This is a genomic window from Mycobacterium sp. E342 (assembly GCF_001667665.1).
Classification (GTDB): Bacteria; Actinomycetota; Actinomycetes; order Mycobacteriales; family Mycobacteriaceae; genus Mycobacterium.
In genome coordinates this window covers 1-24,643 of record NZ_LZJM01000022.1, presented here as the reverse complement: position 1 = coordinate 24,643, position 24,643 = coordinate 1, and the positions used below count along the sequence as shown (strand labels likewise).

At 67.8% G+C, this 24,643-nt stretch carries 30 protein-coding genes and 1 pseudogene; 20 read left to right on the top strand and 11 right to left on the bottom strand.

Translation table 11 applies throughout. The features are described 5' to 3' along the window. Positions 1-4 precede the first annotated feature (4 nt). The 3 genes from A5692_RS01260 to A5692_RS01250 are packed head-to-tail and all read left to right on the top strand — an operon-like array spanning position 5 to position 2,927. Complete coding sequence (locus tag A5692_RS01260) at positions 5-1,729, top strand: virulence factor Mce family protein (protein WP_068051281.1); 1,725 nt, start codon at positions 5-7, stop codon at positions 1,727-1,729. Then, positions 1,729-2,436 carry a mammalian cell entry protein gene (locus A5692_RS01255; RefSeq protein ID WP_068051279.1) on the top strand — a complete coding sequence of 236 codons (708 nt, stop codon included), beginning with the start codon at positions 1,729-1,731 and terminating at the stop codon, positions 2,434-2,436. The genes A5692_RS01260 and A5692_RS01255 overlap by 1 nt, the downstream gene beginning before the upstream one ends. Further along, a complete protein-coding gene (locus tag A5692_RS01250) occupies positions 2,436-2,927 on the top strand; it encodes a mammalian cell entry protein (RefSeq protein ID WP_068051277.1) in 492 nt (163 codons plus the stop codon). The genes A5692_RS01255 and A5692_RS01250 overlap by 1 nt, the downstream gene beginning before the upstream one ends. Here A5692_RS01250 and A5692_RS01245 read toward each other — a convergent pair. The 3 genes from A5692_RS01245 to A5692_RS28760 all read right to left on the bottom strand — a co-directional run bounded on the left by A5692_RS01245 (position 2,924) and on the right by A5692_RS28760 (position 5,218). Next, complete coding sequence (locus A5692_RS01245) at positions 2,924-3,502, bottom strand: hypothetical protein (RefSeq protein WP_068051275.1); 579 nt, start codon at positions 3,500-3,502, stop codon at positions 2,924-2,926. The genes A5692_RS01250 and A5692_RS01245 overlap by 4 nt on opposite strands. 69 nt (positions 3,503-3,571) lie before the next feature. Continuing rightward, entirely contained in the window at positions 3,572-5,053 is a 1,482-nt protein-coding gene (locus A5692_RS01240; RefSeq protein WP_068051273.1) for a trehalose-6-phosphate synthase, read from the bottom strand. Further along, positions 5,054-5,218, bottom strand: a complete 165-nt coding sequence (locus tag A5692_RS28760; RefSeq protein ID WP_102419489.1) for a hypothetical protein — start codon at positions 5,216-5,218, stop codon at positions 5,054-5,056. It abuts the gene before it with no gap. 47 nt (positions 5,219-5,265) lie between these two features. On the opposite strand from A5692_RS28760, the gene A5692_RS01235 reads away from it, so the two are divergent. The 4 genes from A5692_RS01235 (at position 5,266) to A5692_RS01220 (ending at position 8,622) form a co-directional block, all read left to right on the top strand. Next, positions 5,266-5,913 carry a phosphate ABC transporter ATP-binding protein gene (locus A5692_RS01235; RefSeq protein WP_231984144.1) on the top strand — a complete coding sequence of 216 codons (648 nt, stop codon included), beginning with the start codon at positions 5,266-5,268 and terminating at the stop codon, positions 5,911-5,913. After that, positions 5,913-6,710, top strand: a complete 798-nt coding sequence (gene fetB / locus A5692_RS01230) for an iron export ABC transporter permease subunit FetB (RefSeq protein WP_068051269.1) — start codon at positions 5,913-5,915, stop codon at positions 6,708-6,710. Before A5692_RS01235 ends, fetB begins: the two co-directional genes overlap by 1 nt. A gap of 64 nt (positions 6,711-6,774) precedes the next feature. Beyond that, on the top strand, positions 6,775-7,698 hold the full coding sequence (locus A5692_RS01225; protein WP_068051267.1) for an enoyl-CoA hydratase: 924 nt from the start codon (positions 6,775-6,777) through the stop codon (positions 7,696-7,698). Between the two features lie 93 nt (positions 7,699-7,791). Beyond that, entirely contained in the window at positions 7,792-8,622 is an 831-nt protein-coding gene (locus tag A5692_RS01220) for an SDR family oxidoreductase (protein ID WP_068051265.1), read from the top strand. On the opposite strand, the gene A5692_RS01215 is transcribed toward A5692_RS01220, so the two are convergent. Then, positions 8,605-9,498 carry an NAD(P)-dependent oxidoreductase gene (locus A5692_RS01215; RefSeq protein ID WP_068051263.1) on the bottom strand — a complete coding sequence of 298 codons (894 nt, stop codon included), beginning with the start codon at positions 9,496-9,498 and terminating at the stop codon, positions 8,605-8,607. The genes A5692_RS01220 and A5692_RS01215 overlap by 18 nt on opposite strands. Positions 9,499-9,574: 76 nt before the next feature. Here A5692_RS01215 and A5692_RS01210 point away from each other — a divergent pair, with 76 nt between their 5' ends. Next, positions 9,575-10,366, top strand: coding sequence for an SDR family NAD(P)-dependent oxidoreductase (locus tag A5692_RS01210; RefSeq protein ID WP_068051261.1), 792 nt, complete (start codon positions 9,575-9,577; stop codon positions 10,364-10,366). A gap of 17 nt (positions 10,367-10,383) precedes the next feature. On the opposite strand, the gene A5692_RS01205 is transcribed toward A5692_RS01210, so the two are convergent. Then, positions 10,384-11,937: an LCP family protein gene (locus A5692_RS01205; protein ID WP_156765866.1), complete on the bottom strand. Its 1,554-nt coding sequence runs from the start codon at positions 11,935-11,937 to the stop codon at positions 10,384-10,386. Between the two features lie 278 nt (positions 11,938-12,215). Beyond that, entirely contained in the window at positions 12,216-12,488 is a 273-nt protein-coding gene (locus tag A5692_RS01200) for a hypothetical protein (protein WP_068051257.1), read from the bottom strand. 62 nt (positions 12,489-12,550) lie between these two features. On the opposite strand from A5692_RS01200, the gene A5692_RS01195 reads away from it, so the two are divergent. From A5692_RS01195 to A5692_RS29330, 3 genes are all read left to right on the top strand, one after another. Further along, positions 12,551-13,699, top strand: a complete 1,149-nt coding sequence (locus A5692_RS01195; protein WP_068051255.1) for a TDT family transporter — start codon at positions 12,551-12,553, stop codon at positions 13,697-13,699. Positions 13,700-13,778: 79 nt separating this feature from the next. Then, positions 13,779-13,940: a hypothetical protein gene (locus A5692_RS28755; RefSeq protein WP_156765865.1), complete on the top strand. Its 162-nt coding sequence runs from the start codon at positions 13,779-13,781 to the stop codon at positions 13,938-13,940. An 18-nt stretch (positions 13,941-13,958) separates the two neighbouring features. Further along, the gene (locus A5692_RS29330) at positions 13,959-14,132 is read left to right on the top strand and encodes a hypothetical protein (protein WP_197514310.1); all 174 of its coding nucleotides are present in this window, start codon (positions 13,959-13,961) and stop codon (positions 14,130-14,132) included. Between the two features lie 7 nt (positions 14,133-14,139). Here A5692_RS29330 and A5692_RS01190 read toward each other — a convergent pair whose 3' ends face one another. Then, entirely contained in the window at positions 14,140-15,624 is a 1,485-nt protein-coding gene (locus A5692_RS01190) for an amidase (RefSeq protein WP_068051253.1), read from the bottom strand. 89 nt (positions 15,625-15,713) lie between these two features. Here A5692_RS01190 and A5692_RS01185 point away from each other — a divergent pair, with 89 nt between their 5' ends. The 6 genes from A5692_RS01185 to A5692_RS01160 all read left to right on the top strand — a co-directional run bounded on the left by A5692_RS01185 (position 15,714) and on the right by A5692_RS01160 (position 20,047). Then, positions 15,714-16,580: an alpha/beta fold hydrolase gene (locus A5692_RS01185; protein ID WP_197514311.1), complete on the top strand. Its 867-nt coding sequence runs from the start codon at positions 15,714-15,716 to the stop codon at positions 16,578-16,580. 172 nt (positions 16,581-16,752) lie between these two features. Then, on the top strand, positions 16,753-17,400 hold the full coding sequence (locus A5692_RS01180) for a trypsin (protein ID WP_068051251.1): 648 nt from the start codon (positions 16,753-16,755) through the stop codon (positions 17,398-17,400). A 157-nt stretch (positions 17,401-17,557) separates the two neighbouring features. Beyond that, the gene (locus A5692_RS01175) at positions 17,558-18,031 is read left to right on the top strand and encodes a lipoprotein LpqH (RefSeq protein ID WP_082962306.1); all 474 of its coding nucleotides are present in this window, start codon (positions 17,558-17,560) and stop codon (positions 18,029-18,031) included. 40 nt (positions 18,032-18,071) lie between these two features. Further along, positions 18,072-18,911, top strand: a complete 840-nt coding sequence (locus A5692_RS28750; RefSeq protein ID WP_068051344.1) for an MAP_0585 family protein — start codon at positions 18,072-18,074, stop codon at positions 18,909-18,911. Between the two features lie 110 nt (positions 18,912-19,021). Next, positions 19,022-19,261 (top strand): hypothetical protein, encoded by a 240-nt coding sequence (locus tag A5692_RS01165; RefSeq protein WP_068051249.1) that lies wholly within the window; start codon positions 19,022-19,024, stop codon positions 19,259-19,261. A gap of 6 nt (positions 19,262-19,267) precedes the next feature. Then, positions 19,268-20,047 carry an enoyl-CoA hydratase gene (locus A5692_RS01160; RefSeq protein WP_068051247.1) on the top strand — a complete coding sequence of 260 codons (780 nt, stop codon included), beginning with the start codon at positions 19,268-19,270 and terminating at the stop codon, positions 20,045-20,047. A 73-nt stretch (positions 20,048-20,120) separates the two neighbouring features. Here A5692_RS01160 and A5692_RS01155 read toward each other — a convergent pair whose 3' ends face one another. Beyond that, positions 20,121-21,029, bottom strand: a complete 909-nt coding sequence (locus A5692_RS01155) for a lytic transglycosylase domain-containing protein (protein ID WP_231984143.1) — start codon at positions 21,027-21,029, stop codon at positions 20,121-20,123. Between A5692_RS01155 and A5692_RS29625 the strand changes: the two genes are divergently transcribed. Continuing rightward, the gene (locus A5692_RS29625) at positions 20,941-21,126 is read left to right on the top strand and encodes a hypothetical protein (RefSeq protein WP_231984145.1); all 186 of its coding nucleotides are present in this window, start codon (positions 20,941-20,943) and stop codon (positions 21,124-21,126) included. The genes A5692_RS01155 and A5692_RS29625 overlap by 89 nt on opposite strands. A 463-nt stretch (positions 21,127-21,589) precedes the next feature. Here A5692_RS29625 and A5692_RS29325 read toward each other — a convergent pair whose 3' ends face one another. Next, complete coding sequence (locus A5692_RS29325; RefSeq protein WP_197509181.1) at positions 21,590-21,727, bottom strand: hypothetical protein; 138 nt, start codon at positions 21,725-21,727, stop codon at positions 21,590-21,592. A gap of 200 nt (positions 21,728-21,927) precedes the next feature. Continuing rightward, positions 21,928-22,131, bottom strand: coding sequence for a cold-shock protein (locus A5692_RS01150; protein ID WP_068051245.1), 204 nt, complete (start codon positions 22,129-22,131; stop codon positions 21,928-21,930). A gap of 355 nt (positions 22,132-22,486) precedes the next feature. On the opposite strand from A5692_RS01150, the gene A5692_RS01145 reads away from it, so the two are divergent. After that, positions 22,487-23,275, top strand: a complete 789-nt coding sequence (locus A5692_RS01145; protein WP_068051243.1) for a DUF732 domain-containing protein — start codon at positions 22,487-22,489, stop codon at positions 23,273-23,275. A gap of 251 nt (positions 23,276-23,526) precedes the next feature. On the opposite strand, the pseudogene A5692_RS27850 reads toward A5692_RS01145, so the two are convergent. Beyond that, a pseudogene (locus A5692_RS27850) lies at positions 23,527-23,763 on the bottom strand (response regulator); the annotation flags it as partial. Between the two features lie 157 nt (positions 23,764-23,920). On the opposite strand from A5692_RS27850, the gene A5692_RS01135 reads away from it, so the two are divergent. Further along, positions 23,921-24,637: a hypothetical protein gene (locus A5692_RS01135; protein WP_068051239.1), complete on the top strand. Its 717-nt coding sequence runs from the start codon at positions 23,921-23,923 to the stop codon at positions 24,635-24,637. Positions 24,638-24,643: the final 6 nt, after the last annotated feature.

The window sequence follows — 24,643 nt, the reverse complement described above, 5'->3', positions numbered from 1 at the left end:
GCAGATGCACGACAGACTCACCAAGATCCAGCTGCGGATCTTCGCGGTGATCACCGCCGTCACGTTGATCGTGATGGCAGTCTTCTATCTGCGACTGCCGGCCACGTTCGGCCTGGGAACCTACGCAGGCACCGCCGATTTCGTCGCCGGCGGCGGTCTCTACAAGAACGCCAACGTCACCTATCGCGGAGTCGCGGTGGGGCGGGTGGAATCGGTCGGGCTCAACCCTAATGGCGTCACGGCTGGGATGAGGTTGAACAGCGGCACGCCGATTCCGTCGAACGTCACCGCGACCGTCAAGAGTGTGTCGGCCGTCGGCGAGCAATACATCGACCTGGTACCGCCCAGTGCGCCGGCGTCGACCAAGCTGCGCAACGGGTTTCGAATTGATCGGCAGAATACCCGGATCGGCCAGGATGTCGCCGACCTGCTGAAGCGGGCGGAGGCGCTGACCAACAGCCTGGGCGACACCCGGCTGCGCGAGTTGCTGCATGAGACGTTCATCGCGACCAATGGGTCGGGCCCCGAGCTGGCCCGGCTGTTCGAGTCCGCCCGGCTGCTGGTGGACGAGGCCAACGCGAACTACCCGCAAGCCTCGCAGCTGATCGACCAGGCCGGCCCCTTCCTGGAGGCGCAGATTCGCGCCGGCGCCGACATCAAGTCGTTGTCCGACGGGCTGGCGCGGTTCACCTCCGAGGTGCGGCAGGCCGACCCGGAGCTCCGCCAGACACTGGCCACCGCCCCGGGAGCGACCGACGAGGCCAGCACCGCGTTCTCCGGTATCCGTCCCTCCTTCCCGGCGCTGGCAGCCAGCCTGGCCAATCTGGGCCGGGTGGGCGTCATCTACCACAAGTCGATAGAGCATCTTCTGGTCGTGCTGCCCGCGCTGTTTGCCGCGATCATCACGATGGCGGGCGGTCCACCTCTCGACGAGGGCGGCAAGCTGGACTTCAAGCTGGACCTGAACGACCCGCCGCCGTGCGCGGTCGGCTTCCTCCCGCCGCCGCTGATGCGCACACCCGCCGACGAGACCGTGCGCGAGCTGCCAAAGGACATGTACTGCAAGGTCGCCCAAAACGACCCCAGCACGGTACGTGGCGCCCGCAACTACCCCTGCCAAGAGTTCCCCGGGAAGCGCGCGCCCACGATTCAGCTCTGTCGTGACCCGAAGGGCTATGTGCCCGTTGGGCGCAACCCATGGCGAGGTCCGCCGGTCCCATACGACACTCCGATGACAAACGGTCTGAACGTCCTGCCGCCCAATAAGTTCCCCTACATCCCGCCGGGTGCGGAACCCGACCCTGGCACTCCGATCGTCGGGCCACCCCCGCCCGGGGTGGTACCGGGGCCGGGGCCGCTGCCGAACAAGCAGCCGGCATACGATCCGCCGCCGCCCAACGACAACGGGCCGCCACCGCCCTTCACATCGTGGCAGCCTCCGGGGGTTCCACCCGTGCCGCCGCAACTGCCCTATCCCAAGTGGCTGCCGCCACCGGCGCCGCCGGAAGGGATCAATCCCCCGCCGGCCGGCCCCGGACCGGAGAAGCCGTGGGGGCCGCCGCCAGGCCCGCAGCCGCAGGCCAGCGGACCGGCCTATACGACCTATGACGAGAAGACGGGCGCGTTCAAGGACCCGGCCGGTGGCACCGGTATTTTTGCGGCCGGAGCCAGCGGCGCATCCAGCGCCGAGAACTGGGTGGACCTCATGCTTGATCCAAGGCCTATGTAATGGACGCTGTCGCAGCAGAAGAGCAAACAACCAAACCCCGCGTCCGTCGTCGGGCATCGCGCGCGGCGGGTCCCGCGAAAACCGAGGAGGCCAAGGCCCCGCCGGTGAGCGTCGACCTCCCGGCCGGGTCCAGGTCGCCGGCGAAGCTCGCCAGGCCAGCGAAGGCCCTGAAACCTCCGCCGCGGCGCCCTCCCAACCGAAGGCTGGTGGTGTGGATCTCCTTCGCGGCCGCGGTGCTGGCCGTTGGGACGCTTGCCGGCTGCGTGGCCCTGCTGCGAGTCCAGCAACGGCACGCTGCCGCCGCGGAGGCGCGCGACCAGCGTTTCGTCGACACCGCCAGGCAGACCGTGGTCAACATGTTCAGCTACAAACAGGACAACATCGACGAGAGCGTGAATCGCTTCGTCGACGGCACCAGCGGCCCGCTTCGCGGGATGCTCGGCGCCAACAACAACGTCGAAAACCTCAAGGCCATCTTCCGCACTACCAATGCGACGTCGGAGGCGGTCGTGAACGGCGCAGCGCTGGAAGGCATCGACACGGTCGCCGACAACGCGTCAGTCTTGGTCTCCGTGCGCGTCACGGTCGCCGACATCGACGGGGTCAACAAGCCCTCCATGCCATATCGTCTGCGCGTGATCGTGCACGAAGACGAGACCGGGCGGATGACCGGCTACGACATCAAATACCCGAACGGCGGTAATTGATGCGATGGCTGCGCTGGCTGGCGGTCGCCGCGAGCTACCTGGCGGTCGCGGCCTTCGTCGGGCTGTCCGCGGTGGGCGGCTGGCTGTATTGGGACCGCGTGCAGACCCGCGGCGAGCAGGCGGCCCGTGCGGTCCTGCCCGGGTTGGCGGCCAAGGAGATTCCCGAGGTCTTCGCTTACGACTACCAGACCGTCGAGCGGAGCCTGACGGCCGCGTACCCGCTGTTGACGCCGGAATATCGCGCTGAATTCCAGAAGAGCGCCAACACGCAGATCATCCCCGAGGCCAAAAAGCGTGAAGTGGTTGTGCAGGCCAACGTGGTCGGCGCGGGAGTCATGTCGGCCAAACGGGATTCGGCGTCGCTGATGGTCTACATGAACCGTACGGTGACCGACAAGTCACGCCAGCCGCTCTACGACGGCAGCCGGTTGCGGGTGGACTTCAAAAAGATCGGCAAGCAATGGCTGATCGCCTACATCACGCCGATCTAGTAGCACATCGCAATCGCGTTGCAGTACAACGGATAACGCTCGACCGGGCTGGGTGGGGGGCCGCTCAGTGAAAGCGAGAACGGTTGCTTCTTCATCGCCGGTTCCATCCCGCAGACGGCACCGTGCAGTGTGGTGTGGGTGCCGCTCATCGTTTCGTCGCTGAAAGCCCACGTTTCGGAGGAAGGCGCGGTGCCGCCACCCGGACATGACACACCGTCGGACTTGTCGACCTTGAAAGTCCACAGCATGCTCGACATCCGCGCCCGGCCGCTGTAGTTCTGTAGTTTGTCCGCGGCGCTAATCCGCTCGTCCGTGAAACTAACGATGTTCAGGGCGCAGTTCATCGCGAAAACGATCGGGTCGGAATAGTCGTTCATGTTCCGGGTTCCGGACGGCTGATCGCAGATGGCCGTGACGGTCCAGGTCACTCCGGACACGCCCGCTTCGTTGTAGGTGTAGTTGCCGTCCGGCGGCGGTCCGAGCGCCTTGGCGGGTGCCCCCGATTCCAGCGCAATTCCCGTTGCGACGGCGACGAAGATGCCGGTGCCTGCAGCCAGCCCGTGACGGAGCTTCATCTGACCCCTCCCTCCGCGATCCCTTGAGTATCACAGCGATTACGCGGCAACACCATGGGTTCGCGCGGCCTACTTGGCATCGTGCGGACGCGACTCTGCCAACGCGTCGAGGAATGACCGCGCCCAGCGGTCGACGTCGTGTGCCAGGACTTGGCGCCGCATCGACCGCATCCGGCGCCTACCCTCCTCGACGGGCTGGTTGAGCGCCGCCTCGATCGCGTCCTTCACGCCGTCGAGGTCGTGCGGGTTGACCAGATAGGCCTGCCGGAGTTCGTCGGCGGCGCCGGTGAATTCGGAGAGCACCAGCGCGCCGCCGAGATCGCTGCGGCAGGCGACGTACTCCTTGGCCACCAGGTTCATGCCGTCGCGCAGCGGGGTGACCAGCATGACGTCGGCGGCCACGAAGAACGCGATCAACTCGTTGCGGGGGACCGGACGGTGCAAGTAGTGCACCACCGGATGGCCGACCTCCGCGTATTCGCCGTTGATGTGGCCCACTTCGCGCTCGATGTCGTCACGCAGAATCTGATAGCTCTCCACGCGTTCGCGGCTCGGCGTGGCGAGCTGGACCAGTACGGTGTCGTCGCGCTTCGCGCGTCCCTCCGCGAGCAGCTCCGAGAAGGCCTTGAGCCGCACGTCGATGCCCTTGGTGTAGTCCAGTCGGTCGACGCCGAGCAGCACCTTGCGGGGGTTGCCCAGCTCGGCCCGGATCTCCCGGGCGCGCCGCCTGATGTCGCGGTCGCGGGCGGCATGATCGAGCGAGCCGGAGTCAATCGAGATGGGGAAGGCGCCCACCCGCACGACGCGTGACCCGAGGTCGACCTCGCCGTATCGCGAGCGCACCCCGACCGATCCGCGGGATGTGTTGACGCCGATCAGCCGACGGGACAGGAACAGGAAGTTCTGCGCGCCCCCAGACAAATGGAAGCCCACCAGGTCGGCGCCGAGCAGGCCCTCGATGATCTCGGTGCGCCAGGGCAGCTGCATGAACAGCTCAACCGGTGGGAAGGGGATGTGCAGGAAGAAGCCGATGGTGAGGTCGGGACGCAGTTCGCGCAGCATCTTGGGAACCAGCTGCAGTTGATAGTCCTGCACCCACACGGTCGCACCCTGGGCGGCGGCGCGGGAGGTGGCTTCCGCAAAGCGCCGGTTGACCTCGACATAGCGCTCCCACCACTGGCGGTGGTAGATCGGCTTGACGATGACGTCGTGATAGAGCGGCCACAGCGTGGCGTTCGAGAACCCCTCGTAGTACTGGGCGATGTCGTCGGCGCTCAGCCGCACCGGACGGAGCTCCAAATCCTCCTGCACGATCGGCTCGTCGTCGAAGTCGACCTCTTCCTCGGCGATTCCGGCCCAACCGACCCATGCGCCACGCCGGCGGCGTAGCAGCGGCTCCAGCGCCGTCACCAGGCCGCCCGGGCTGCGCTTCCACGCTGTGGTGCCGTCGGGAAGCCGCTCCTGGTCCACCGGAAGCCGGTTGGCGACCACGACGAAGTCAGACTTGCCGAAGGTCGGCGTCTTCGAGTCGTGCCCGTCCCCGGGAGTCATTTACGCGTCGAGTTTTGCGGGCCCAATGCCGAGCATGGACAGGAACACGCGGCACTCGTCGGCGTCGTTCGCGTACGCCGCGACAACGCGCCTGGCCTGGCTCGCGGTGCTGTCGGCGACCGGTTCGACGTCGCCGATCTCGCCAGGGTCAGATTTGGTAGCCATGACTTAACTGTAGGTGATGGGAGGATGGGCGGGTGGGTGAGGACTTGATGTTCGAGTTCCTCGACGTCGTCGTAGAGCGGCAACAAGTGCGTGCCTTGGACGGCCTGACGGCAGCCATCCCGGGGCAGGGCGTGACGGCCGTGTTCGGACCGTCGGGCTCGGGCAAATCGACCCTGCTCCGACTGTGCAACCGGCTCGAGGTGCCGGCGACCGGCACCGTGTCGTTCTACGGCGCGGACGTCGCCGGCATCGACCCACTCCGGCTGCGGCGCCGGGTGGGCATGTGTTTCCAGCGCCCGACGCCCTTCCCCGGGACGGTGGCAGACAACCTGCGCGTGGCCGACCCCAACGCGTCCGACGCGCGGATGCGGGACACCCTGGCAAGGGTTGGTTTGACCGGGTCATGGCTGGATCGGGACGCTACCGGCTTGTCGGGCGGCGAAGCGCAGCGGATGTGTCTGGCCCGCACGCTGATGGCGCAACCGCAGGTGTTGTTGCTCGATGAACCCACCTCCGCCGTCGATGCCGAAGCCGCCCGGGTGATCGAGCGTGCCGTGCGTGATCTTGCGGCCAACGGGGTTCCCGCCCTCTGGGTCACCCACGATTCCGCGCAGGTCGAGCGCGCCGCCGATCGGGTCCTGCACCTGGAGCGCGGTCGCAGCTTCGGGCTTGGGCCGGTCGGGTCGGTGACGTGATGAACGGCCAGGTGGGCTGGGTTGGCCTGGGTGTGTCGCTGATCCTGGTGGCGTTGGCGGCGGCGGTGTCGATCTGGCAGCGGCTGGGGCTTGCGGGGCAGTTGATCTGGGCGGCGGGCCGCGCGCTGGCGCAGTTGCTGCTCGTGGGCGGCGCGCTGACGTTGCTGTTCGCGCCCGGCCGTTCACTGTGGTGGTCGTGGGTGTGGGTGGCCGCCATGGTTGCCTACGCCGGGGACGTCGCCCGCCGTCGAGCGCCGGAGGTGCCACGGCTGGGGCCGCTGACCATCATGGCGTTCGCCGCCGCGGCGGTCATCACCCTCGGCGTGATCTTCGGGCTACGGGTGTTCCCCCTGCAGCCCCGGACTCTGGTGCCGGTCGCCGGGATGATGATCGGCAACTCGATGACCGCGACCGTGTTGGTGGCCCGGCGGCTGGTCGACGAGCTGCGCGACAAACGCGACGAGGTGGAAGCCAGGCTCGCCCTCGGGCAACCGTCCCGCCAGGCCGCTTCCCCGTACCTGCGGACCGCCCTGCGCTCGGCGATATCGCCGCAGATCGAGACCACCAAGGCCACCGGGCTGGTGTTCCTCCCGGGCGCGATGACGGGGCTCATCCTCGCCGGCGTGCACCCGGTGCAGGCCGTGCTGGTCCAGGCCGTCGTGATGTTCTTGATCCTGGGATCGGTGGCAGCCACCACCGTCGTCGTCGCCCTCGGCCTGGTCCGCCTGGCCTTCACCCGCGACCATCGCCTGGTGCCGCTCGGCCCGGGGCCGGACGGCTCACCCACCCACCGGTGAGCCGCTTACACACTGGCCGTAATGTGTAAACCCTTGGGACCTGGCGACGAGTGAGGTGGGCCGAATGACAGTGTCAGAGCAAGCCGGTGCTCAGACTGGCGATGCCAACGCCGAAGAGTTGGTGAGCTACGAAACCCTCGACGAGGGCCGCATCGCGCGGATATGGCTGAACCGGCCCGACGCCCACAACGCGCAAAGCCGCGGCCTGCTGGTCCAGCTCGACGAGGCGTTTCTGCGCGCCGAGGCCGACGACACCGTGCGCGTGGTGATCCTGGCGGCGCGCGGCCGCAACTTCTCCGCGGGTCACGACCTGGGCTCGGAGCTGGCGATCGCCGAGCGCAGCCAGCTGCCGAGCTTTCGCATCAACGGTGGGACCCGGGACCCGATCGCGGAGAAGATCTACCTGCAGGAGTGGCACTACTTCTTCCAGAACACCTGCCGTTGGCGCGATTTGCGCAAAATCACCATCGCCCAGGTGCAGGGCAACGCGATCTCCGCGGGTCTGATGCTGATCTGGGCGTGCGATCTGATCGTGGCCGCCGACAATGCCAAATTCAGCGACGTGGTCGCGGTGCGCTTGGGCATGCCGGGCGTCGAATACTACGCTCACCCTTGGGAATTCGGTCCGCGCAAAGCCAAAGAGCTGCTGCTGACCGGAGATTCGCTCGACGCCGACGAGGCGTATCGGCTGGGCATGGTGTCCAAGGTGTTCCCCGTCGACGAGTTGGCGGACAAGACACTGGAATTCGCCCGGCGCATCGCCGACCGGCCCACGATGGCGGCGCTGCTCGTCAAGGACTCCGTCAACGCCGCCTCCGACGCAATGGGATTCACCGAGGCGTTGCGGCACGCGTTCCACATCCACGAGCTGGGACACGCGCACTGGGCGGCCCACAACGAGAACCGGTACGCGGTGGGCCTGCCGCCCGAGGTCGAGGACTGGCGCAACGCCAAGCCGACGCAGGTAGCCCGCCGCGACACGCCGTAGCGGTCGCCGGTCGCACGTGGCCACCCGTTGCTGCGGCGAGTTCTCCGCGTGGTTCGATATCTAGAACCTGCTTGGAGTTTGAGAGGGCGTCGCGTGCAGCTTTCTTTCGAAAACCGGACGTATCTGGTCACCGGCGGTGGCAGCGGAATCGGCAAGGGTGTGGCCGCCGGGCTGGTCGCGGCGGGCGCCTCGGTCATGATCGTGGGCCGCAATCCCGACCGGTTGGCGGGGGCCGTCAGCGAGATCGAGGCGCTTTCAGGCGGTGGTTCCATTCGCTACGAGCCGACCGACGTCACCAATGAGGAGGAGGCCGCCCGCGCGGTGGACGCCGCGACGGCCTGGCACGGTCAACTCCACGGGGCTGTGCATTGTGCGGGTGGCTCCGAGACGATCGGACCGATCACCCAGATCGACTCGGAAGGCTGGCGGCGCACCGTCGACCTCAACGTCAACGGCACCATGTATGTGCTCAAGCACGTCGCGCGCGAGCTGGTGCGGGGCGGCGGGGGATCGTTCGTGGGCATCTCGTCGATCGCGGCCAGCAACACCCACCGCTGGTTCGGCGCCTACGGTGTCAGCAAGTCGGCCGTCGACCACATGATGCAGTTGGCCGCCGACGAACTGGGCCCGTCCTGGGTGCGGGTCAACAGCATTCGGCCGGGCCTGATCCGCACGGATCTGGTCGCGCCGGTGTTCGCCCTGCCGGAGGTGGCCGAGGATTACCGCAAGTGCACGCCGCTGCCTCGCCCCGGCGAGGTCGAGGACGTCGCCAACCTGGCGATGTTCCTGCTCAGCGACGCGGCCTGCTACATCACCGGCCAGGTCATCAACGTCGACGGTGGGCTGATGCTGCGGCGCGGTCCGGACTACTCCGCCATGCTGGAGCCGGCGTTCGGTGCCGACGGGCTACGCGGAGTGGTCTGACGCCAGGCCGGCGTCGCGGTCGGCGAGCGTGGCGAGCGCGGACCAGTCCAGGTGCCCGCCGCCCGATGCCACCAGGGCCAGGAAGCGGTCGCGCAGCAGGCTTGCCACCGGCAGCGGCACCTGCAACTGCTCCCCGGCGGCGAGCGCCAGCCGGACGTCTTTGAGACCCAGCTGGGCGGCGAACCCGGCCGGCTCGAACTCCCGGCGCGCGATCAACCCGCCGTAGGTCTGGTAGACGGGGGCGGCGAACAACGTCGACGTGAGGATGTCGACGTACTGCTGCCTGTCGACCCCGGCCTTGGCGACCAGCGCGACGGCCTCGCTGACGCTCTCGATCACTGAAGCGATCAAGAAGTTTCCGCTCAACTTCACCAGGTTGGCGGTGTGCGGGTGCTCGGATACCACGAAGGTCCGCTGACCGATCGTGTCGAACAGCGGCGACAGCGCCTGCAACACCTGAGGCTCGCCCGCCGCGATCACGAAAAGCTTTGCCGCCGCGGCCGCTTCGGGCCTGCCGAACACCGGTGCCGCGGCGTAGCGCTGGCCGGCTTCGGCGTGTGCGGCCGCCAGGCGCTCCGATAGGGCGACGCTGATGGTGCTCGACGAGACGTGCGTGGCGCCCGGTGCCAGCGAAGCGACGACGCCGGCCCCACCGAACACCACATCCTCGACGGCGTGGTCGTCGGCGAGCATGGTGAACACCACCTCGGCGTGGCACGCGTCGGCGACGGCGCGCGCCGCCGCGGCTCCCTGCTGCACAAGCGTTGCCGCCTTCTCGGGGGAGCGGTTGTAGACGGTGACGCGGTGGCCCGCCTTCAACAGGTTCGCGGCCATGCCCTGGCCCATCTTGCCCAAGCCGATAAATCCGATGTCCATGCATCTACTCTGCCTTGTCCGGGGGCCGCCCTTTGCAATGATGAGCCCCTAGTGATGCGACGAGCAGGGAGCAGCAATGAAGCGACTCGAGGGCAAACGGATCCTGGTGACCGGCGCCGCGTCGGGCATTGGGCAGGCGACCGCGCTGCGACTCCTCGACGAGGGCGCGACCGTGGTGGCCTCCGACGTCGCGGAGGGCGGCCTGGACGCCACGCGTGCCCGCGCCGACGAGGCGGCGACGGCCGGTCGCCTGACCACCATGCCGATGGACGTGGGCAACGAGGATTCGGTGGTCGACGGCGTGTGCCGGGCCGTCGAAACGCTCGGCGGCCTGGATTCGTTGGTCAATGCCGCCGGCATCCTGCGCGCCGCGCACACCCACCAGACCTCGCTGGAACTGTGGAACCAGATCGTCGGGGTCAACCTGACCGGCACGTTTCTCGTTGTGCGGGAAGCGCTTCCGGCGCTATTGGCGAATTCGCGCAGCGCGATCGTCAACTTCAGTTCGACGTCCGCCTCGTTCGCTCACCCGTATATGGCGGCATACGCCGCGAGTAAGGGCGGGATCCAGGCGTTCACGCATTCGCTGGCGCTCGAGTACGCGCGCGACGGCCTGCGGGCGGTGTGCGTGGCACCCGGCAGCATCAAGTCCGGGATCACCGATGCAACCGGCGGATACATCCCGAAAGACGCTGACTGGGCGCTGTTTTCGAGGCTGATGCCGATTCTGCCGACCACTGTGGAGTCCAGCGGCACCGGGATGGCCGATCCGTCGGTGGTGGCCGGGGTGATCGCGATGCTGGTGTCCGAGGACGGCGCGTTCATCACCGGGACCGAGATCCGCATCGACGGCGGGACACACGCCTAGCCTCAGGGCGATCGCCGCTAGTTAACGCACGGCACGCCGCCGCCGTCGATCGGCTTCCCCTGATCGGGCGTCGGATAGGTCGTCGTGGTGCCGTTGTAGTAGTACGGCTTGGCCTTGGTGGACGTCGTCGTGGTCGAGGTTTCGTCCGTGCCGTCGTCGACCATCGACACCGTGAAATTGGTATCCACGGTCACCCTGATGTGGCCGGGCTGGACGCTGGGGTCGGGCTGGGCGGGCGCGTCGAGGCCGAGCAGTTTGGCGACGTTCGCCGCGTCGGTTTGCGCACCGGCGCCGTACGCGACCGTGCTCGCCGTCGGCTCGCCCGTGTTGCGGTCGCGGGTCTGGCCGGTCGTGTAGCCGTGGTTCTGCAGCGCGCGGGACACCTCGGTCGCGAGTCCACTCGTGCTGCCGGCGTTGATCACATCGACGACGGTCGACGGACTCGGCTTGGCGGCCGTGGTGGCGGGCGTTGTGGTTGTGGGCGAGGCGCCGATCGCCGTTGCCACTTCGGCCTTGATCGCCGCCGGGTCGATGATGTTGACGTCCTGACCGTCGATGTTGTCGTAGCGCACCACCGGCAGGGTCCTGAACTCGACGTGGCCACTGGAGGCCAGCGAACCGAGCCGCTGGATCATCTCCTCGTCCCAACCGGCCGACAGCACCACATCCTTGCGCGCCACGGCCATCAGGCTCTTGAGCTTGTCCAGATTGGTGAAGGTCCCCGTGGCCTGCAGCTCCTGCATGACCGACGAAATGAACGCCTGCTGCCGATGGGTCCGGTCCAGGTCCCCGTTGTCCAGGCCGTGGCGCTGCCGGACGAAGGACAGGGCCTCCGAGGCGTCCAAGGTCTGCCGCCCGGCCGGGAAGTCGGCGCCCGAATACGAGTCGTAGACGGGGTGGTTGAGGCAGACCTCCACCCCGCCCAGGGTTTGGGCCAGGTCGTAGAACCCGGCCAGATTGACCTCGGCGAAGTAGTCGATCGGTACGCCGGTCAGGCTCCGCACCGCACGCAGGGTCGCCGCCCGGCCGGCTTCCCGGCCCTTGGTCTCGAGTTCCTTCTGGCTGCTGGCGCCCTGGTTGGCGAGCTTGTTCGCGACGTACTGCTTGGTCAGGCCGTACGCCTCCTTGATCTTGATGTGGTTGTAACCCGGCACTCCGTTGAAGGCGACCCAGTCGTCGCGCGGGATCGAGAAGGCGACGACTTTGTCGTCAGCCCCGACGTGCACCAGAATCAGGGTGTTGGTGTTGTAGCCGCCGTCGTCGGAATCGCCCGCGTGCAGGTGCTTCAAAATCGACCAGGGCAGGTCGTTGCCATCCTGGTCTTTGCGGGAGTCCAGCCCGATAAGCAGGATGTTCATGTTGTCGCCACTGGATCGCGGGTCGTCGGGCTGCAGGGCATTCGAGACGGTGATGCCGCCCAGCGCGCCGTGCGCGACGTAGTACCCCGCCCCGGTCAGGCCGACTGCCGCCACGGACACCAGCGCGCCCAAGGTGCGCGTCAGCCCCTTGCGGAATCGGGAGGGCTGGCGGACGGCTCGATGACGGTGGTGGGCACCGCCAGAGCGGGCCATCACAAACCTCGGCCCAAACCCAGCGCATCGCCGGGCACCGCGGCGGCGGTTTGCGGCGATGTCGCTTCAAGCATGGTGTCAAGTATGCGTTAGCTTGCTGTGAAGCCCCCAATCGAGAACGGGTCCCGGGCGCGCTCCAGCGCCTGCTCCCGGCCGGCCGTCGGGGCGGCGGAATCGGCCTGACCAGCGTGTTCCGGACGACGCGTCTCGCGGTGGTTTCACCAACGTCACATGGCCGGCGTGACCGAATCGAACTTGTTATCGAGCCGAAATGGCGGCTATCGGGCTTTGACGAGCTCCTCGCCGGACTCGTAGAAAACGGTGATGTTCGAGCCGGTCACGATCTCTGCGAGGTACACACCGAGCGGTTCCACCTCGTAGTAGTAGTGAACGTCGCCCCGGGGGTCGATCGCCGTAGCGCACGATAAGCCCGGCGCCCCGCAGCGTTGTTTGATGGGTACGGCGAGAACGGCGAGAACCACCACCACGGCGATCCCGGCGATCAGCCGACCCCTGCCGAAGGCCTGCCTGGTCGTTGGCGCCGGATGCATCACCGTTGGAGTGTAAGCGGCAGGCCCGCCCGATTCGGCTCGGCGCAGTAGGTTTTGCAGCTATGGCCATTGCAAACCCCGGCGGCGCCGCGTCGCCGCAGACCCGGGTCGAGGTGCTGGGCAATATCGGGCCCAACTGGTTCGCCGCGGTGATGGGCACCGGGATCGTGGCCAGCGCCGGCGCGGCCCTGCCCGTGCACGTCGTGGGGCTGCGCGCCTTCGCCCAGGTGGTCTGGGTGATCGCCGCCGTCCTGCTGGTGATACTCATCGTCCTGGTCGGGGGCCACTGGTTGCGCCACCCCACGGTGGCGCGCACGCACGCACGCAATCCGCAGATGGCGCACTTCTACGGCGCCGCGCCGATGGCGCTGATGACGGTCGGCGGGGGAGCGGTGCTGGTCGGAAGGGACCTGCTCGGCGAGCGCATCGCCGTCGACCTGGATTGGGTGTTGTGGACGGCGGGAACGCTGGGCGGGCTGTTCACCGCGGTCAGCATCCCGTTTTTGATGTTCACCCAGCACAACGTCGAGCCCGACGCGGCCTTCGGGGGCTGGCTGATGCCGGTGGTCCCGCCCATGGTGACCGCGGCCATGGGGGCGCTGCTGCTGCCGCACATGGCGGCGGGCACCGGACGCGAAACCATGCTCTACGGCTGCTACGCGATGTTCGGCCTGTCGTTGCTGGCTTCCCTGAACATCATCGCGATGATCTGGGCGCGCCTGACCCTGTACGGCACGTCGGGCTCGGCGCGGGTGCCGACGCTGTGGATCGTCCTGGGCCCGCTCGGCCAGTCGATCACCGCCGCAGGGCTGTTAGGTGCAAGCGCGGGACTGGCCGTCAACCCCGAACTGGCCGAGGACCTGAATGCCTTCGCGATCCTGTACGGAGTCCCGGTGTGGGGCTTCGCGGTGTTGTGGATTGCGCTGGCCACTTCGCTGACCGTGCGCACGCTGCGTCGCGGCATGCCGTTCGCGTTGACGTGGTGGAGCCTGACCTTCCCGGTCGGAACGTTCGTGACGGGCACCTCCCAGCTCGCCGGCCACACGCATCTGCCCGCGTTCCGGGTGGCCGCGGTGATCGCGTACGCCGGGCTGTTGTTCACCTGGCTGCTGGTGGCTGTGCGCACCACGCGGGGGAGCCTGCGCGGCAACCTGCTCAAGCTGCCGCCCAGCACCGCGCCGGTCAAGGCCAGCAAAGAACCGGTGTCCTGAAGCCGCGGCGGTCGAGTTCGTCCGCGTTTCGGCGCCCGGGGTCGGCGGGTAGGCAACCCTGAGCCGATCGGAGGGCTAAATGATGGACACGATCGAGCCGCCGCAGCGGGGCACTCCCGACGAGACGCCCGAGCGGCTGGCGCCGGCCGAGACACCCGAACGGCTAACCCCGGCGGAACCGCCGGAGCGGTTGACGCCGTCGGAACCGTCCGAGCGTCAGCCGCGGACACGAGCAGCTTGACGAGATCGGAGGCTGAGGATGCGCGCTGAGGAAGGCGACGAAACCGTCGGCGACTACGCGGCGGAGGGACAACAAGCTCTCGGCAGGATCAAGGCTTCGCAGTGGGCCGGGAGCCGCCTCGGCGATGTCGCCCGGCGGTTCTCGCGCCTGTGGCGGGGCGATCACTTGTCGGAAGGCAAACCGGACGCATAGCGGGTGGTCACGCGGGCGCGGGGTAGCGGTGGGCCCACGGGGCGGCTTCCTCGAGTTGGGCTGCCAGCTGCAGGAGGTCGCCGTCGGCACCTAGGCGCCCGACGAATTGAACCCCGAGGGGAAGCCCGTCGTCGGTCCAGTGCAGGGGCACGCTGATCGCCGGGCGTCCGGTGATGTTGGCCAGCTGCGTGTAAGGCACCCATCCCAGGCTCTGCTGGACCAATTGGTCGAGAATCCCGCTGAGCGCCATGAGTTTTCCCGCGCGCAGCTTGCTGGCGATGCGGGCCACCTGTTGGAGGGGCCGCGGCGTGGCCGTCGCGCCGACCCGAAGCGGCGGCGTGGCCAGAGTGGGGGTCAGCAAGAAATCGAAGGTCTCGTGGAACGACGCCAGCGATCGGATGTGACTGTTCCGGTTCTCCAGCGCGAAGATCGGTGCCAGGACGCCGGTGGACCGGGCGAGTTCACTCACGGCCAAGGTGTCGGCCTCGAAATCGCGGTCGCCGGCGCCGGTGCGTTGTCTGGCGTCCGCGACGTGCTGGTACAGCTGGGCGAACCAGATGGTGAGAAAGTCGCGGGCGAGGGCGGCGTCGTCGTACGGCGGCCGAACCTCCTCGACCCGGTGCCCCAGATCGCTCAGGAGCGACACCGCCCGTTCCACCGCGGCGACGGCTTCCGGGTCCGGGTGTGGGTTGATCGCCGAGGACCACGAGTATCCGATCCGCAGCGTGCCCGGACGACGCTTGACGTGGTCGGCGAAAGCGCCTCGCGGAACGGCGACTTCGTAGGCCGCGCACGGATCGCGGCCGACGATCGCGTCGCACAGCGCGGCGCTGTCACGCACCGTGCGCGAAACGACGCCCTGGGTCACCATCCCGAACATCGGCTCGCCCGTCTGCGGCCCGTACGGCGAAAGTCCCCGGCTGAACTTGAGGCCGACGAGCCCGTTGCAGGCGGCCGGGATGCGGATGGATCCGCCGCCGTCGTTGGCCCCCGCGGCTGGGACGATTCCGGCCGCCACCGCCGCCCCGGAACCTCCGGAAGAGCCGCCGGGGGTGTGCTGGGTGTTCCAGGGGTTGCGCGCCGGCCCCCAGTAATCGGATTCTGTGACGCCCTTGGCCCCGAACTCGGGGGTGTTGGTCATCGCGAAGATCACCAGCCCCGCGTCCAGGAACCGCTGCGTCACCAGGGCGTGTCGATCGGCCACGTCGTTGGCTAGGGACCGGGAACCGCTCGCGGTCGGGAAGCCGCGATACTCCTGCGCGAGGTCTTTGATCACGAAGGGCACTCCGGCGAAGGGTCCGCTCAGGGCCGGGTCGGCGGCCCGCCTGTCCGCGACCTCGCCGAGGTGGCGGACGATCGCGTTCAACCGCGGATTGACGGCGTCGGCCCGCTGCCGTGCCAATGCGAGAAGTTCGGACGCCGTGACCTGCTTGCGCTCGACCAGTTCGGCCAACGCGGTCGCATCCAAGGACAGGTATTCGTCAAGCTGCATCGGTTTCTCCTCGGGACGCTCCGCTGCATCGTATTGGAGCCGCTTCGAGGCCGGGTCGTGCCGAAACGGCTTAGTATCACCTGATGCCCATGGCAGTGGAACCGTTCTCGATCCGGGGGACCGGCGGCGTGCGCATCGTCGCCGATCGGCTAGGCGATCCGCAGGCGCGGGCCGTGGTGTTCCTGCACGGTGGCGGGCAGACGCGTCGTTCGTGGGGCAAGGCCGCCGCCGCCGTCGCGCAGCGCGGCTGGCAGGCCGTCACCGTCGACCTGCGCGGCCACGGGGAATCGGATTGGTCCGACGAGGGCGACTACCGCGTCGTCAGCTTCGCCGGCGACGTCCAGGAAGTACTCGGCACGCTGCCCCCGCAACCGGTGCTGGTCGGCGCCTCCCTGGGCGGCTTCACGTCGATGCTGCTCGCGGGTGAGCTCTCCCCGGGCATCGCCAGTGCGGTCGTGTTGGTCGACATCGTGCCCAACATGGACCAGTCCGGGGCGAATCGGATCCACGCCTTCATGTCCGAGCGGGTGGAATCGGGGTTCGGCTCGCTGGACGAGGTCGCTGACGCCATCGCCGAATACAACCCGCACCGGCCGCGGCCCACCGACCTGGACGGCCTGACCACGAATCTGCGCCGCCGCGGCGATCGCTGGTACTGGCACTGGGATCCCCAGTTCATCAGCGGAACCGCCGCGTTTCCCCCGTTCGAGGTCACCGACCCCGATCGCATGCACGCGGCCGTCGACGCGATCCTGCGCGGCGGCGTGCCGATGCTGTTGATTCGGGGACAGATGAGTGACCTCGTCAGCCAGGAACGCGCCGACGAATTCCTGGCGCGCTTCCCGCAGGTCGAGTTCACCGACGTGCGCGGTGCGGGGCACATGGTGGCCGGTGATCGTAACGACATCTTCGCCGACGCCGTGCTGGGCTTCCTCGCCCGCCACGTCGGCAGCTGATCATCGGTTTGTCGACCTCGCGGCGAAAGCTGTTGTGTTGCAGAGCAATCGCCACCGATTTGCCATACACCTCAATTCGCTCGGGCGGGCCGGCGGGCGTATTCCGAACGGTCGGGGGGCCGAAACCCGCTCCCGCTGTTAGCATGCTGCCCGATACATCAAGAGAGGTGGCGTGGCCATGCGGTGGTTGCGAGGGTTGGGCCTGGTCGGCGCTGTGGTCGTCGCCACGATGGCGTTGGCGAATCCCGCGCGTGCGGATTCGGGCGTGACGCCGGGTATGAAGGTTGAGGATGAAAATAACTCGTGCACAGCGGGTTTCGCGGCGAAGGGTAACGACGGTAGCTATTACCTGATGACCAGCGGCCACTGCGACGCCCATGACGGTTCGTTGTGGACGTACGGAAATTCGTTACCGCTCGGGAGGATCAGCGCCAGCGAGCAGGTGGGCGAGACGCGGGACGCGGCGATCATCCGCTTCAATCCGGGCGTCGGCGCGCCGATAGGTGATGTCGGCGGCAGGTATGTGGTCCGGGATGTGTTGAACGGCGACCAGATTCGGGAGGGTGTGCCCTTCTGCAAGATCGGCGCGGTCACCGGCGAGACCTGTGGGGTCGTCAAGCATGTCGAATCCGGCGTTGTGACAGCCAGCGTGTTCAGCCTCAACGGGGACAGCGGCAGCCCCGGTTTCGTGAAGAACGATGACGGCACCGTGAGTGCGGTGGGTTTGTTGATGTCTTCCCCCGAGGGCGACGACAACACCACCGACTTCGTACTCGTCGATCCGCTACTGGGCAAGTGGGGTTTGCGCGTTCTGCCGTAGCGTGTGGCGTCCCGACACCGCGTTTCTCTTTCACCGGCAGCGGGTACCCGGGCTCGCGGCATTCGGGCGTCCGTGCTGCAGGTTCGGCCTGGGCTCGCGCAGTTGACCAGGCCAACGAGTTGGCTGTGCGACACCAGCGACACGAAGGAGAGCAGTAGTGAAGCGTGGGTTCGTCGTCGGCATGGCGGGCATGGCCGTGGTGGCCGCGGCCTGCGCCGGCTGTTCGAGTAACAAGTCAAACACCGGGCCCTCGTCCTCGTCCTCGTCGTCGCCGTCGGCGGCCGGCCCGCAGGTCATCGTGGACGGTCAGGCGCAGAACGTCAGCGGCCAGGTCACCTGCACCGCGGCGGGCGACAACACCAACATCGGCATCGGGGACGCCACAGCCGGCGTCGGCGCGGTGGTCAGCAACGCCAACCCGCCCATCGTTCACTCGGTCGGGCTCGGCAGCGTCAACGGCATCACGCTCGGCTTCTCCGACGCCGCTCCCAACCAGGGCGGCAACGCCGGAGCCGCGGTGAACGGGAAAACGTATGCGATCAAGGGCACCGCAACCGGGCTCGACATGAGCAACCCGCAGCAACCGCAGCAGGTGACCAAGTCATTCGAGTTGGACGTCACCTGCCCGTAGTGCAGGCGATCCACACCCAAGAGGGGACGCAGCTATGTCGATGAAACGTGTTGTCAGCGCGGCGGCGGTCGCGGTGGGCCTGAGTATCTCCGCGGTCACCTTGAGCGCGAGCTCGGCCTTCGCGGCGCCGCTCGACCCGCCCCCGCCGTGCCCGAACTGCCATGGAGGCGGCGGCGGTGGTGGGGGTGGCGCTCCCGGCGGCGGCGGTGGTGGTCCGCAGAACGGGCCGGGCGGTCAGCAGGCCGGACCCGGCGGTGCGCCGGGCGGGCAGAACAATCCTCCCCAAGGTGGCCATGGGCAGAACAACCCGCCGCAGGGTGGCCAGAACAACCCGCCGCAAGGCGGCCAAGACAACCCGCCCCAGGGTGGTCAGAACAACCCGCCCCAGGGCGGGCAGAACCCGCCGGGTGGGCAATCCAACGCGCCGGCGAGCGAACACAACGCACCCCCGCCGGAGGGCAGGCAGGCCCTCAACCCGCCGAGCACGCAGCCACCGCACCAGCCCTATGTCCCGCGCGGGACCTACGTCAGCGGCAACGCCCAGGTCGGCGGGCCCGGCGACGCGCGCACCGGCTTCAGCGTCGTGGACCACGGCGCGCCGCCACCACCGCCGCCGCGAGGACACGGCTGGAACGACGGCCCGGCACCCGGCCACGCGCCGCCACATTGGGTGGGTGCACCGCCTCCGGGTGGCTGGGACGGTCCGCCGCCTCCAGGCGGCTGGAACCGCCCGTGGTCCGGGCCGCCGCGTGACGTCGTCGCGGCGCAGGCCGATTTCGGGCCGTTCCAGTACGACACCTACACCGCCATCCCGGTCTTCAACTGGCAGTTCGGCGGCTGGGGCTTCTGGTACATGGGGGTCTGGGTCCCGCTGTACTGACGGTCCGGCCTGGCCGGACCGCCGCATCGGGACGCCGGCGGACGCAGCCGCCACAGCCGCGGTGCGCCCGTCGGCGGGCGGTCGGCGGGTCGTCGTGGCAGGCTCCGGGAATGGATGTGCGGGAAAACGTTCGCCGAGCCATCGAGGTCATGACGGCGTGGACGTCGGACAGCGGCAATGAATTCGCATGGAACCGGCTCGTTGAAAACGTCACCAACGAACCCGACGGCGAAATCATGCTGCTGATGGGCTTCGTCAATCTCGCCGGCGAGTTGGGAATCAAGCTCGAGAAGGCGACCGGACAGACCATGCGCACCCACCTGCAAGACATCGCCCTGAAATACCTGTGAGGGCGCATGAACACGATGGACAAGCGGTTCGTCCGGGTCGGCCGCGACGGCGGCGTCGTCACCGTCGAGCTGATCAATTCCAAATCGCTCAACATCGTCGGCACGGCCGCCATCGAAGAATTGACACAGGCGCTCGTCACCGTCGGCGATGACGCTGACGCTCGGGTGGTCGTGCTGCGCGGGGCCGGGGACGCGGCGTTCATCGGTGGCGCCGACATCCACGAGATGGTCGCCCTGGACCGCGTCAGCGCCGAGGCGTTCATCCGTCGGCTCGCGGGCCTCTGCGAGGCGATCCGTCAATGCCCCGTCCCGGTCATCGCCCGGCTCGCCGGGTATTGCCTGGGCGGTGGGCTCGAGGTCGCGATGTGCTGCGATCTGCGGATCGCCGAGTCCGGCGCCAAATTCGGCATGCCCGAAGTGGCGGTCGGAATTCCCTCGGTGATCCATTCGGCCTTGATGCCGGCCTTGATCGGGGCGTCGCACGCGGCCTGGCTCCTGCTGACGGGCGAAACGATTGACGCCGCCACGGCCGTCACGTGGGGCCTGGTCCACGAGGTGGTCGCCCCCGACGCGCTTGACTCTCGCATCGCCGCACTCGCAGGCAGGCTCGCGGGATTCGGCCCGCACGCGGTCCGCCAACAGAAGCGGCTGCTCAACAAGTGGTTCGACATGACGGTGCACGGGGCGATCGAGGACAGCATCGAGCAGTTCGGTCTGGCGTTTCTGACCGGAGAGCCACAAGAGCACATGCGGGCGTTCCTCGCCCGCAAGAAGGACCGAGCGTAGCGCTGGCCCATAGCGGGCGCGTCGAGCGCTTAAATCCCTTGGGGTGCTTGCTTATCGGCCCGGCGTACGGTCTTTACTGCGGGTGGGTGGCGAGGTAGTCCCCGACGGGGATCGGGGCCGGCGCTGAGTAACCGACGGGCAGCAGGACGTCGCCGGCGGTGGTGACGTAGTAGACGTCCCAGCGGTAGTAGGTGGGGAAAGCGGCCGGATCGGCGGCGATCAGGGCGGCGTATTGGTCGACCGCATCGACGTACTGGTGCGCGTGGTTGTAGCCGTAGATGGCGCGAGCGGGGTCGTTGGCGAAGCCGTTGGCGGCGAGGAACCGGCCCGCCGCCATGATGCTGTCGCGGGGCGAGTTGATGTCGCCACCCTGGCCGTAGGTGGCGAAGGTCGACGGCAAGAACTGCATGGGCCCTTGGGCGCCGGCCGTACTGACGCCGTTGATGCTGCCGAAGCGGGTCTCGACGAAGTTGATCGCTGCCAGGTAGTTCCAGCCGACGCCGGTCTCGGCTTCCGCCGCGTGGTAGTCGTTCATCAGCTCGTCGGCCGGGACCGGGGGGTCGACCCGCCACGCGGGAAGCGTGTCTTTCGCGGGCGTCATCGCCTGCAGCTGGCGCCGGGCGTCGAGGTTGCGGTCGTAGACGTCGACCAGTTCGGGCGGGACGCGTGGCCGGGTGACCGAGTCCCATTCGGGGTGTCTCCCGATGGCCCGGTACGCGGCCTGCTCCCGATGCGCCGCCGCCACCAACGCCGGCTCCGGCGTCGATGGGTCACGCAGCGCCCGCTCGTCGGCGACCAGGTCGTCGGCCAGTTGCGCCGGGTCGGTCGCCAGTTGCGGCTGTGCGCCGAGGGGTGGATTGGGTGCGGCGGGCACCGCCCTGGATGCGAGCGGTGTGGCCGCCGCAGTCGGTCCGTTCGCAGCGGTTACCGCCGTGGCGGTCGGCCTCACCGCCGAGGGTGAACAACCGGCGATTGCGAACATGGCCACGCAGAGCAACATCGGCCCGGTGTGCCGTATTGTCCGGATATTCGCGACGCGGTCACGGCTCACGGTGATCACTTTCGTCGACTGCCCTTAACAGTCTTCCGCATCGAGGGGCCGGACATCAATGTGGCTGACCGAGCGCGGACGAGTCGGAAGTGGAAATTCCTTCGAGTTGCGGCCAATACCGGCGCATTCCAGACTGGGAAATCAGCTTCCCTGCAGAGCGGAATAGTTATATGCCTGACGCCTTGCCCGGCCCGTCGGCGAGACGAATCGGCGTCCTGATGCGCCCGGCGATTCTGGCCGCAGTCCTGACGGCGTTAATCGCCGGACCGCAGATCCCGCCTTTGTTGCCGCCAGGGTGCGCCATTGGCTGGACCATGGTCGGGGGCGTGTTGATGTTCGTGCCCGACTGCACGCATCGGTCGCAGGCTCCTCCGCCGCCCCCGCCCGACGGCCCGCCGCCTGATCCCGTTGCGCCACCGGACCAGTAGACGATACGGATCTTCCCGCCAGGGGGACGGGCCGAGCGCGGCGCCGGTTCCCGGTCAGACCACCTACGACGGCGTCGCGGCGCTGGGATCGCTGTTGGGGCGGTCGGAGAAAGCCGGAAGTTGCACCGGTTCTCCATCGCGGGCGGGGCGTGACACGACCTCGGGCTCGTAGCGATGCGAAAACAGGTCGGACGATGTCATGGAGTGGGACTCCTCGAATTGGTTTTGGCTTCGGCCCAAACGTAAGTGGTGGAGCGAAGAGCGATCGATTCGTAGATGCGCCCCTCCGCATAGGAAATCGCTGGGGAAGGCGAACACGACCGCTGACACCAATCTACACCCGCAACGCACTGTGGGCTGGCGGGAAAGCTCCCACCAGCCCACATGGAGTAGAACTCGCTCTAGACGGCAGTCACTCCGACTGCCTGCGGGCCCTTGGCTCCCTGCTCGACGTTGAACTCGACTCGTTGGTTCTCTTCGAGCGATCGGTAGCCGCCGCCCTGAATTTCCGAGTAGTGGACGAACACATCTGCTGCGCCGCCGTCCGGAGCGATAAAACCGAAGCCTTTTTCGCTGTTAAACCATTTCACAGTTCCCTGTGTCATACCTTCAACTTCTCTCATTTCGAATGGATGCCGATGGGCATCCCCGGCAACCGTAGCACATGCTGCATCTACCAACGCTAATCGGCTGCACCAGAATACTTTTCATGTAGTCAAAGGCCGATGGGCGACCAAAAGGCCCTGGGCTCTCGAATAGTCCTGATAGGCAGCGTGTTTCGATGACTCGGGCCTGCGTACACCAGAATTCTCCTAGTTGCTACCGCCGGGGCCGGGGCGCCGTCCCGCGTGGGTCTGGCACCTCTGCAGGCACCCGTTCACGGCCTGCGGGCGCTCACCCGATCGCCCGCCTGTGCCCCGAGGCTTGTGACAACGCCGTGGCAGTCGCAAACTTGTTGATATGCGCGACCGCGAGACCATCGACGCAGAATTGCGGCGCATCGCAATGCGGCGCCGCGCAATGCGCGAGCAGGGCGGTCGGCTGTCGTCATGGGAGGTTGACGAGCTGCTCGACGAGCTCCTGGCCCACAACACGGGGGCGTCTTCGAGCAACTCGATGGGGGCGCGCGCAACCGGAACCGTCGCCGACAACGCGTCGCGCGGCGACACTGCGAGGAGCAGGGCGCGCCGGCGTAAGCGCCCGCTGTTCCGCCGGGCTCTTTTCGCGGCCATGCCGCTATCGCTGGTCGCCATCGCCGCCGCGGTGGTGCTGGTGGTGTTCACCGTTCACCGCCAAGATCCATCGCCGCAGCCGACCGAAACCCCGGCGTCGGCCGCGCCGCCCCCCAATCGAATGGCGCCGAAAGTGGCCGCTCCGCGCGTTGACATCGCCGACGCGGCGTTCATCACCGCGCTGAAGCGTCAGGGCGTACCGGTTCCCAGCCAGGAGTACGTGACCGCCCAAGGGCACGCGGTCTGCGACTTCCTGGCGCGCCAACCCAATTTCGCGGACGCGGTCCAGTTCGTGCAGCGATCATCGGTGTGGGACGCCGATCAGAGCGCGCAAGTGACGGCGGGGGCGATCGTCTCGTATTGCCCGCAGTCTCGACCCACCGTCGCGGACCAGCTGCAGCCCGCCTATCAGAACACCCTCTCCGATCTGCAGGCCATCCAACGGCAACTGGACGGAATCCAAGGCGACCTGCAGGGCATCCAGGGAAGTCTGGACGGCATCCCGGGCCGTCCCTGATCGGTTTCCTACCCCCTAAGGCGGGGACTACCCGGAACCGATCGGCCCTTTTCTAGCAACGCTGCTGGGACTACGATCTCCCTGCACGGAGATATGGGATGCTCAGCATGGCTAACCGTTTGGCATTCATGGTCCCAGCCGTATTCACGCTGGCGTTCATCACGACGTGTCTCTCGCCGGGAGTAAGTAGAGCCGCCGAATGTGGCCAAGGCACCGTATACGACGCACCATCCGATACCTGTGTGGTTCTCGCGCAGGCGCCGCAACACCCCGAAGCCGTCCATGCCGGGCATCATCACGTCCAGGATCACCGCGTCGGGCCGGGCTTCCCGCGCCCGGTCCAGCGCCTGGGCTCCGTTGGTCGCGGTATAGACCTCGAACCCCTGAAACTTCAGGCTCACCGAGAGCAACTCGACGATGTTGGCCTCGTCGTCGACCACCAGGACGCGAGCCTCCGGTTTGGTTTCACTTGGGGTTGCCGCGGTCATCAGGTTCTTCTACCCCTTGGTTGTACGTTAGCTATGTGAAGATTGTGTGTTTGCTGAGAGCTCAGTGCCAACACTCTGATAGTAGTCTGCCAGGAATCGCGACAATGGCGCGGACCTGCGCAGCTTGACGTCCTCGCGTCGCGAATAAACTCGTGGGATGAATCTCGCCGCACGGATCGTCTCGGCCGCGACCGCCCCGGCGCGTGTGGGGCTCGCGGCCGCGGACGCCAGCCTGACCGTCGCCGGCGCGGCGGTGGGTGTGGCGAAACGGGCTCTGGGTGACGGCGGTGCCGCCGGAACCGCGGCCATGACGTCCATGCTGGGAATCGACGACGCGATCGTTCGCGCCAACCGGCTCGCCCGACTGCTCGACGACGACGCGCCACTCGGGCGGGCGGTCGCGCCGGACGGACCGATCGACCGCCTGTTGCGCCCGGGCGGTGTGGTCGACATGCTCACCTCGGATGGCGGCCTGCTGGACCGCCTGACCGCCGAGGGCGGCGGACTGCACCGCACGCTCCAGCCCGGCGGGCTGGCCGATCAGCTGGTCTCGGAGGACGGGTTGATCGAGCGGCTGCTGGCCGAGGATGGGCTGGCCGACCGGCTGCTGGCCGAGGGTGGCCTGGTCGACAAGCTGACGGCGAAAAACGGGCCGCTGGATCAGCTCGCCGACGTCGCCGACACCCTGGCGCGGCTGACGCCCGGGATGGAGGCGCTGGAGCCGGCGATCGCCACGCTGCAGGACGCCGTCGTCGCGCTGACCATGGTGGTCAACCCGCTGAGCAACATCGCCGACCGCATCCCACTGCCGGGCCGGCGCCGTCCGTCGTCGCGGGCCGTGCGCTCAACGCGCATGATCGACACCGGCGAGTGACCGATT

Excerpts from the sequence above, each read along its gene's own strand:
- A5692_RS01260 (WP_068051281.1), top strand. The coding sequence starts at position 5 with ATGCACGACAGACTCACCAAGATCCAGCTGCGGATCTTCGCGGTGATC.
- A5692_RS01255 (WP_068051279.1), top strand. The coding sequence starts at position 1,729 with ATGGACGCTGTCGCAGCAGAAGAGCAAACAACCAAACCCCGCGTCCGT.
- A5692_RS01250 (WP_068051277.1), top strand. The coding sequence starts at position 2,436 with ATGCGATGGCTGCGCTGGCTGGCGGTCGCCGCGAGCTACCTGGCGGTC.
- A5692_RS01245 (WP_068051275.1), bottom strand. The coding sequence starts at position 3,502 with ATGAAGCTCCGTCACGGGCTGGCTGCAGGCACCGGCATCTTCGTCGCC.
- A5692_RS01240 (WP_068051273.1), bottom strand. The coding sequence starts at position 5,053 with ATGACTCCCGGGGACGGGCACGACTCGAAGACGCCGACCTTCGGCAAG.
- A5692_RS28760 (WP_102419489.1), bottom strand. The coding sequence starts at position 5,218 with ATGGCTACCAAATCTGACCCTGGCGAGATCGGCGACGTCGAACCGGTC.
- A5692_RS01235 (WP_231984144.1), top strand. The coding sequence starts at position 5,266 with ATGTTCGAGTTCCTCGACGTCGTCGTAGAGCGGCAACAAGTGCGTGCC.
- fetB (WP_068051269.1), top strand. The coding sequence starts at position 5,913 with ATGAACGGCCAGGTGGGCTGGGTTGGCCTGGGTGTGTCGCTGATCCTG.
- A5692_RS01225 (WP_068051267.1), top strand. The coding sequence starts at position 6,775 with ATGACAGTGTCAGAGCAAGCCGGTGCTCAGACTGGCGATGCCAACGCC.
- A5692_RS01215 (WP_068051263.1), bottom strand. The coding sequence starts at position 9,498 with ATGGACATCGGATTTATCGGCTTGGGCAAGATGGGCCAGGGCATGGCC.
- A5692_RS01210 (WP_068051261.1), top strand. The coding sequence starts at position 9,575 with ATGAAGCGACTCGAGGGCAAACGGATCCTGGTGACCGGCGCCGCGTCG.
- A5692_RS01205 (WP_156765866.1), bottom strand. The coding sequence starts at position 11,937 with ATGGCCCGCTCTGGCGGTGCCCACCACCGTCATCGAGCCGTCCGCCAG.
- A5692_RS01200 (WP_068051257.1), bottom strand. The coding sequence starts at position 12,488 with ATGCATCCGGCGCCAACGACCAGGCAGGCCTTCGGCAGGGGTCGGCTG.
- A5692_RS01195 (WP_068051255.1), top strand. The coding sequence starts at position 12,551 with ATGGCCATTGCAAACCCCGGCGGCGCCGCGTCGCCGCAGACCCGGGTC.
- A5692_RS28755 (WP_156765865.1), top strand. The coding sequence starts at position 13,779 with ATGATGGACACGATCGAGCCGCCGCAGCGGGGCACTCCCGACGAGACG.
- A5692_RS29330 (WP_197514310.1), top strand. The coding sequence starts at position 13,959 with ATGCGCGCTGAGGAAGGCGACGAAACCGTCGGCGACTACGCGGCGGAG.
- A5692_RS01190 (WP_068051253.1), bottom strand. The coding sequence starts at position 15,624 with ATGCAGCTTGACGAATACCTGTCCTTGGATGCGACCGCGTTGGCCGAA.
- A5692_RS01185 (WP_197514311.1), top strand. The coding sequence starts at position 15,714 with ATGGCAGTGGAACCGTTCTCGATCCGGGGGACCGGCGGCGTGCGCATC.
- A5692_RS28750 (WP_068051344.1), top strand. The coding sequence starts at position 18,072 with ATGAAACGTGTTGTCAGCGCGGCGGCGGTCGCGGTGGGCCTGAGTATC.
- A5692_RS01165 (WP_068051249.1), top strand. The coding sequence starts at position 19,022 with ATGGATGTGCGGGAAAACGTTCGCCGAGCCATCGAGGTCATGACGGCG.
- A5692_RS01160 (WP_068051247.1), top strand. The coding sequence starts at position 19,268 with ATGAACACGATGGACAAGCGGTTCGTCCGGGTCGGCCGCGACGGCGGC.
- A5692_RS01155 (WP_231984143.1), bottom strand. The coding sequence starts at position 21,029 with ATGTTCGCAATCGCCGGTTGTTCACCCTCGGCGGTGAGGCCGACCGCC.
- A5692_RS29325 (WP_197509181.1), bottom strand. The coding sequence starts at position 21,727 with ATGACATCGTCCGACCTGTTTTCGCATCGCTACGAGCCCGAGGTCGTG.
- A5692_RS01150 (WP_068051245.1), bottom strand. The coding sequence starts at position 22,131 with ATGACACAGGGAACTGTGAAATGGTTTAACAGCGAAAAAGGCTTCGGT.
- A5692_RS01145 (WP_068051243.1), top strand. The coding sequence starts at position 22,487 with ATGCGCGACCGCGAGACCATCGACGCAGAATTGCGGCGCATCGCAATG.
- A5692_RS01135 (WP_068051239.1), top strand. The coding sequence starts at position 23,921 with ATGAATCTCGCCGCACGGATCGTCTCGGCCGCGACCGCCCCGGCGCGT.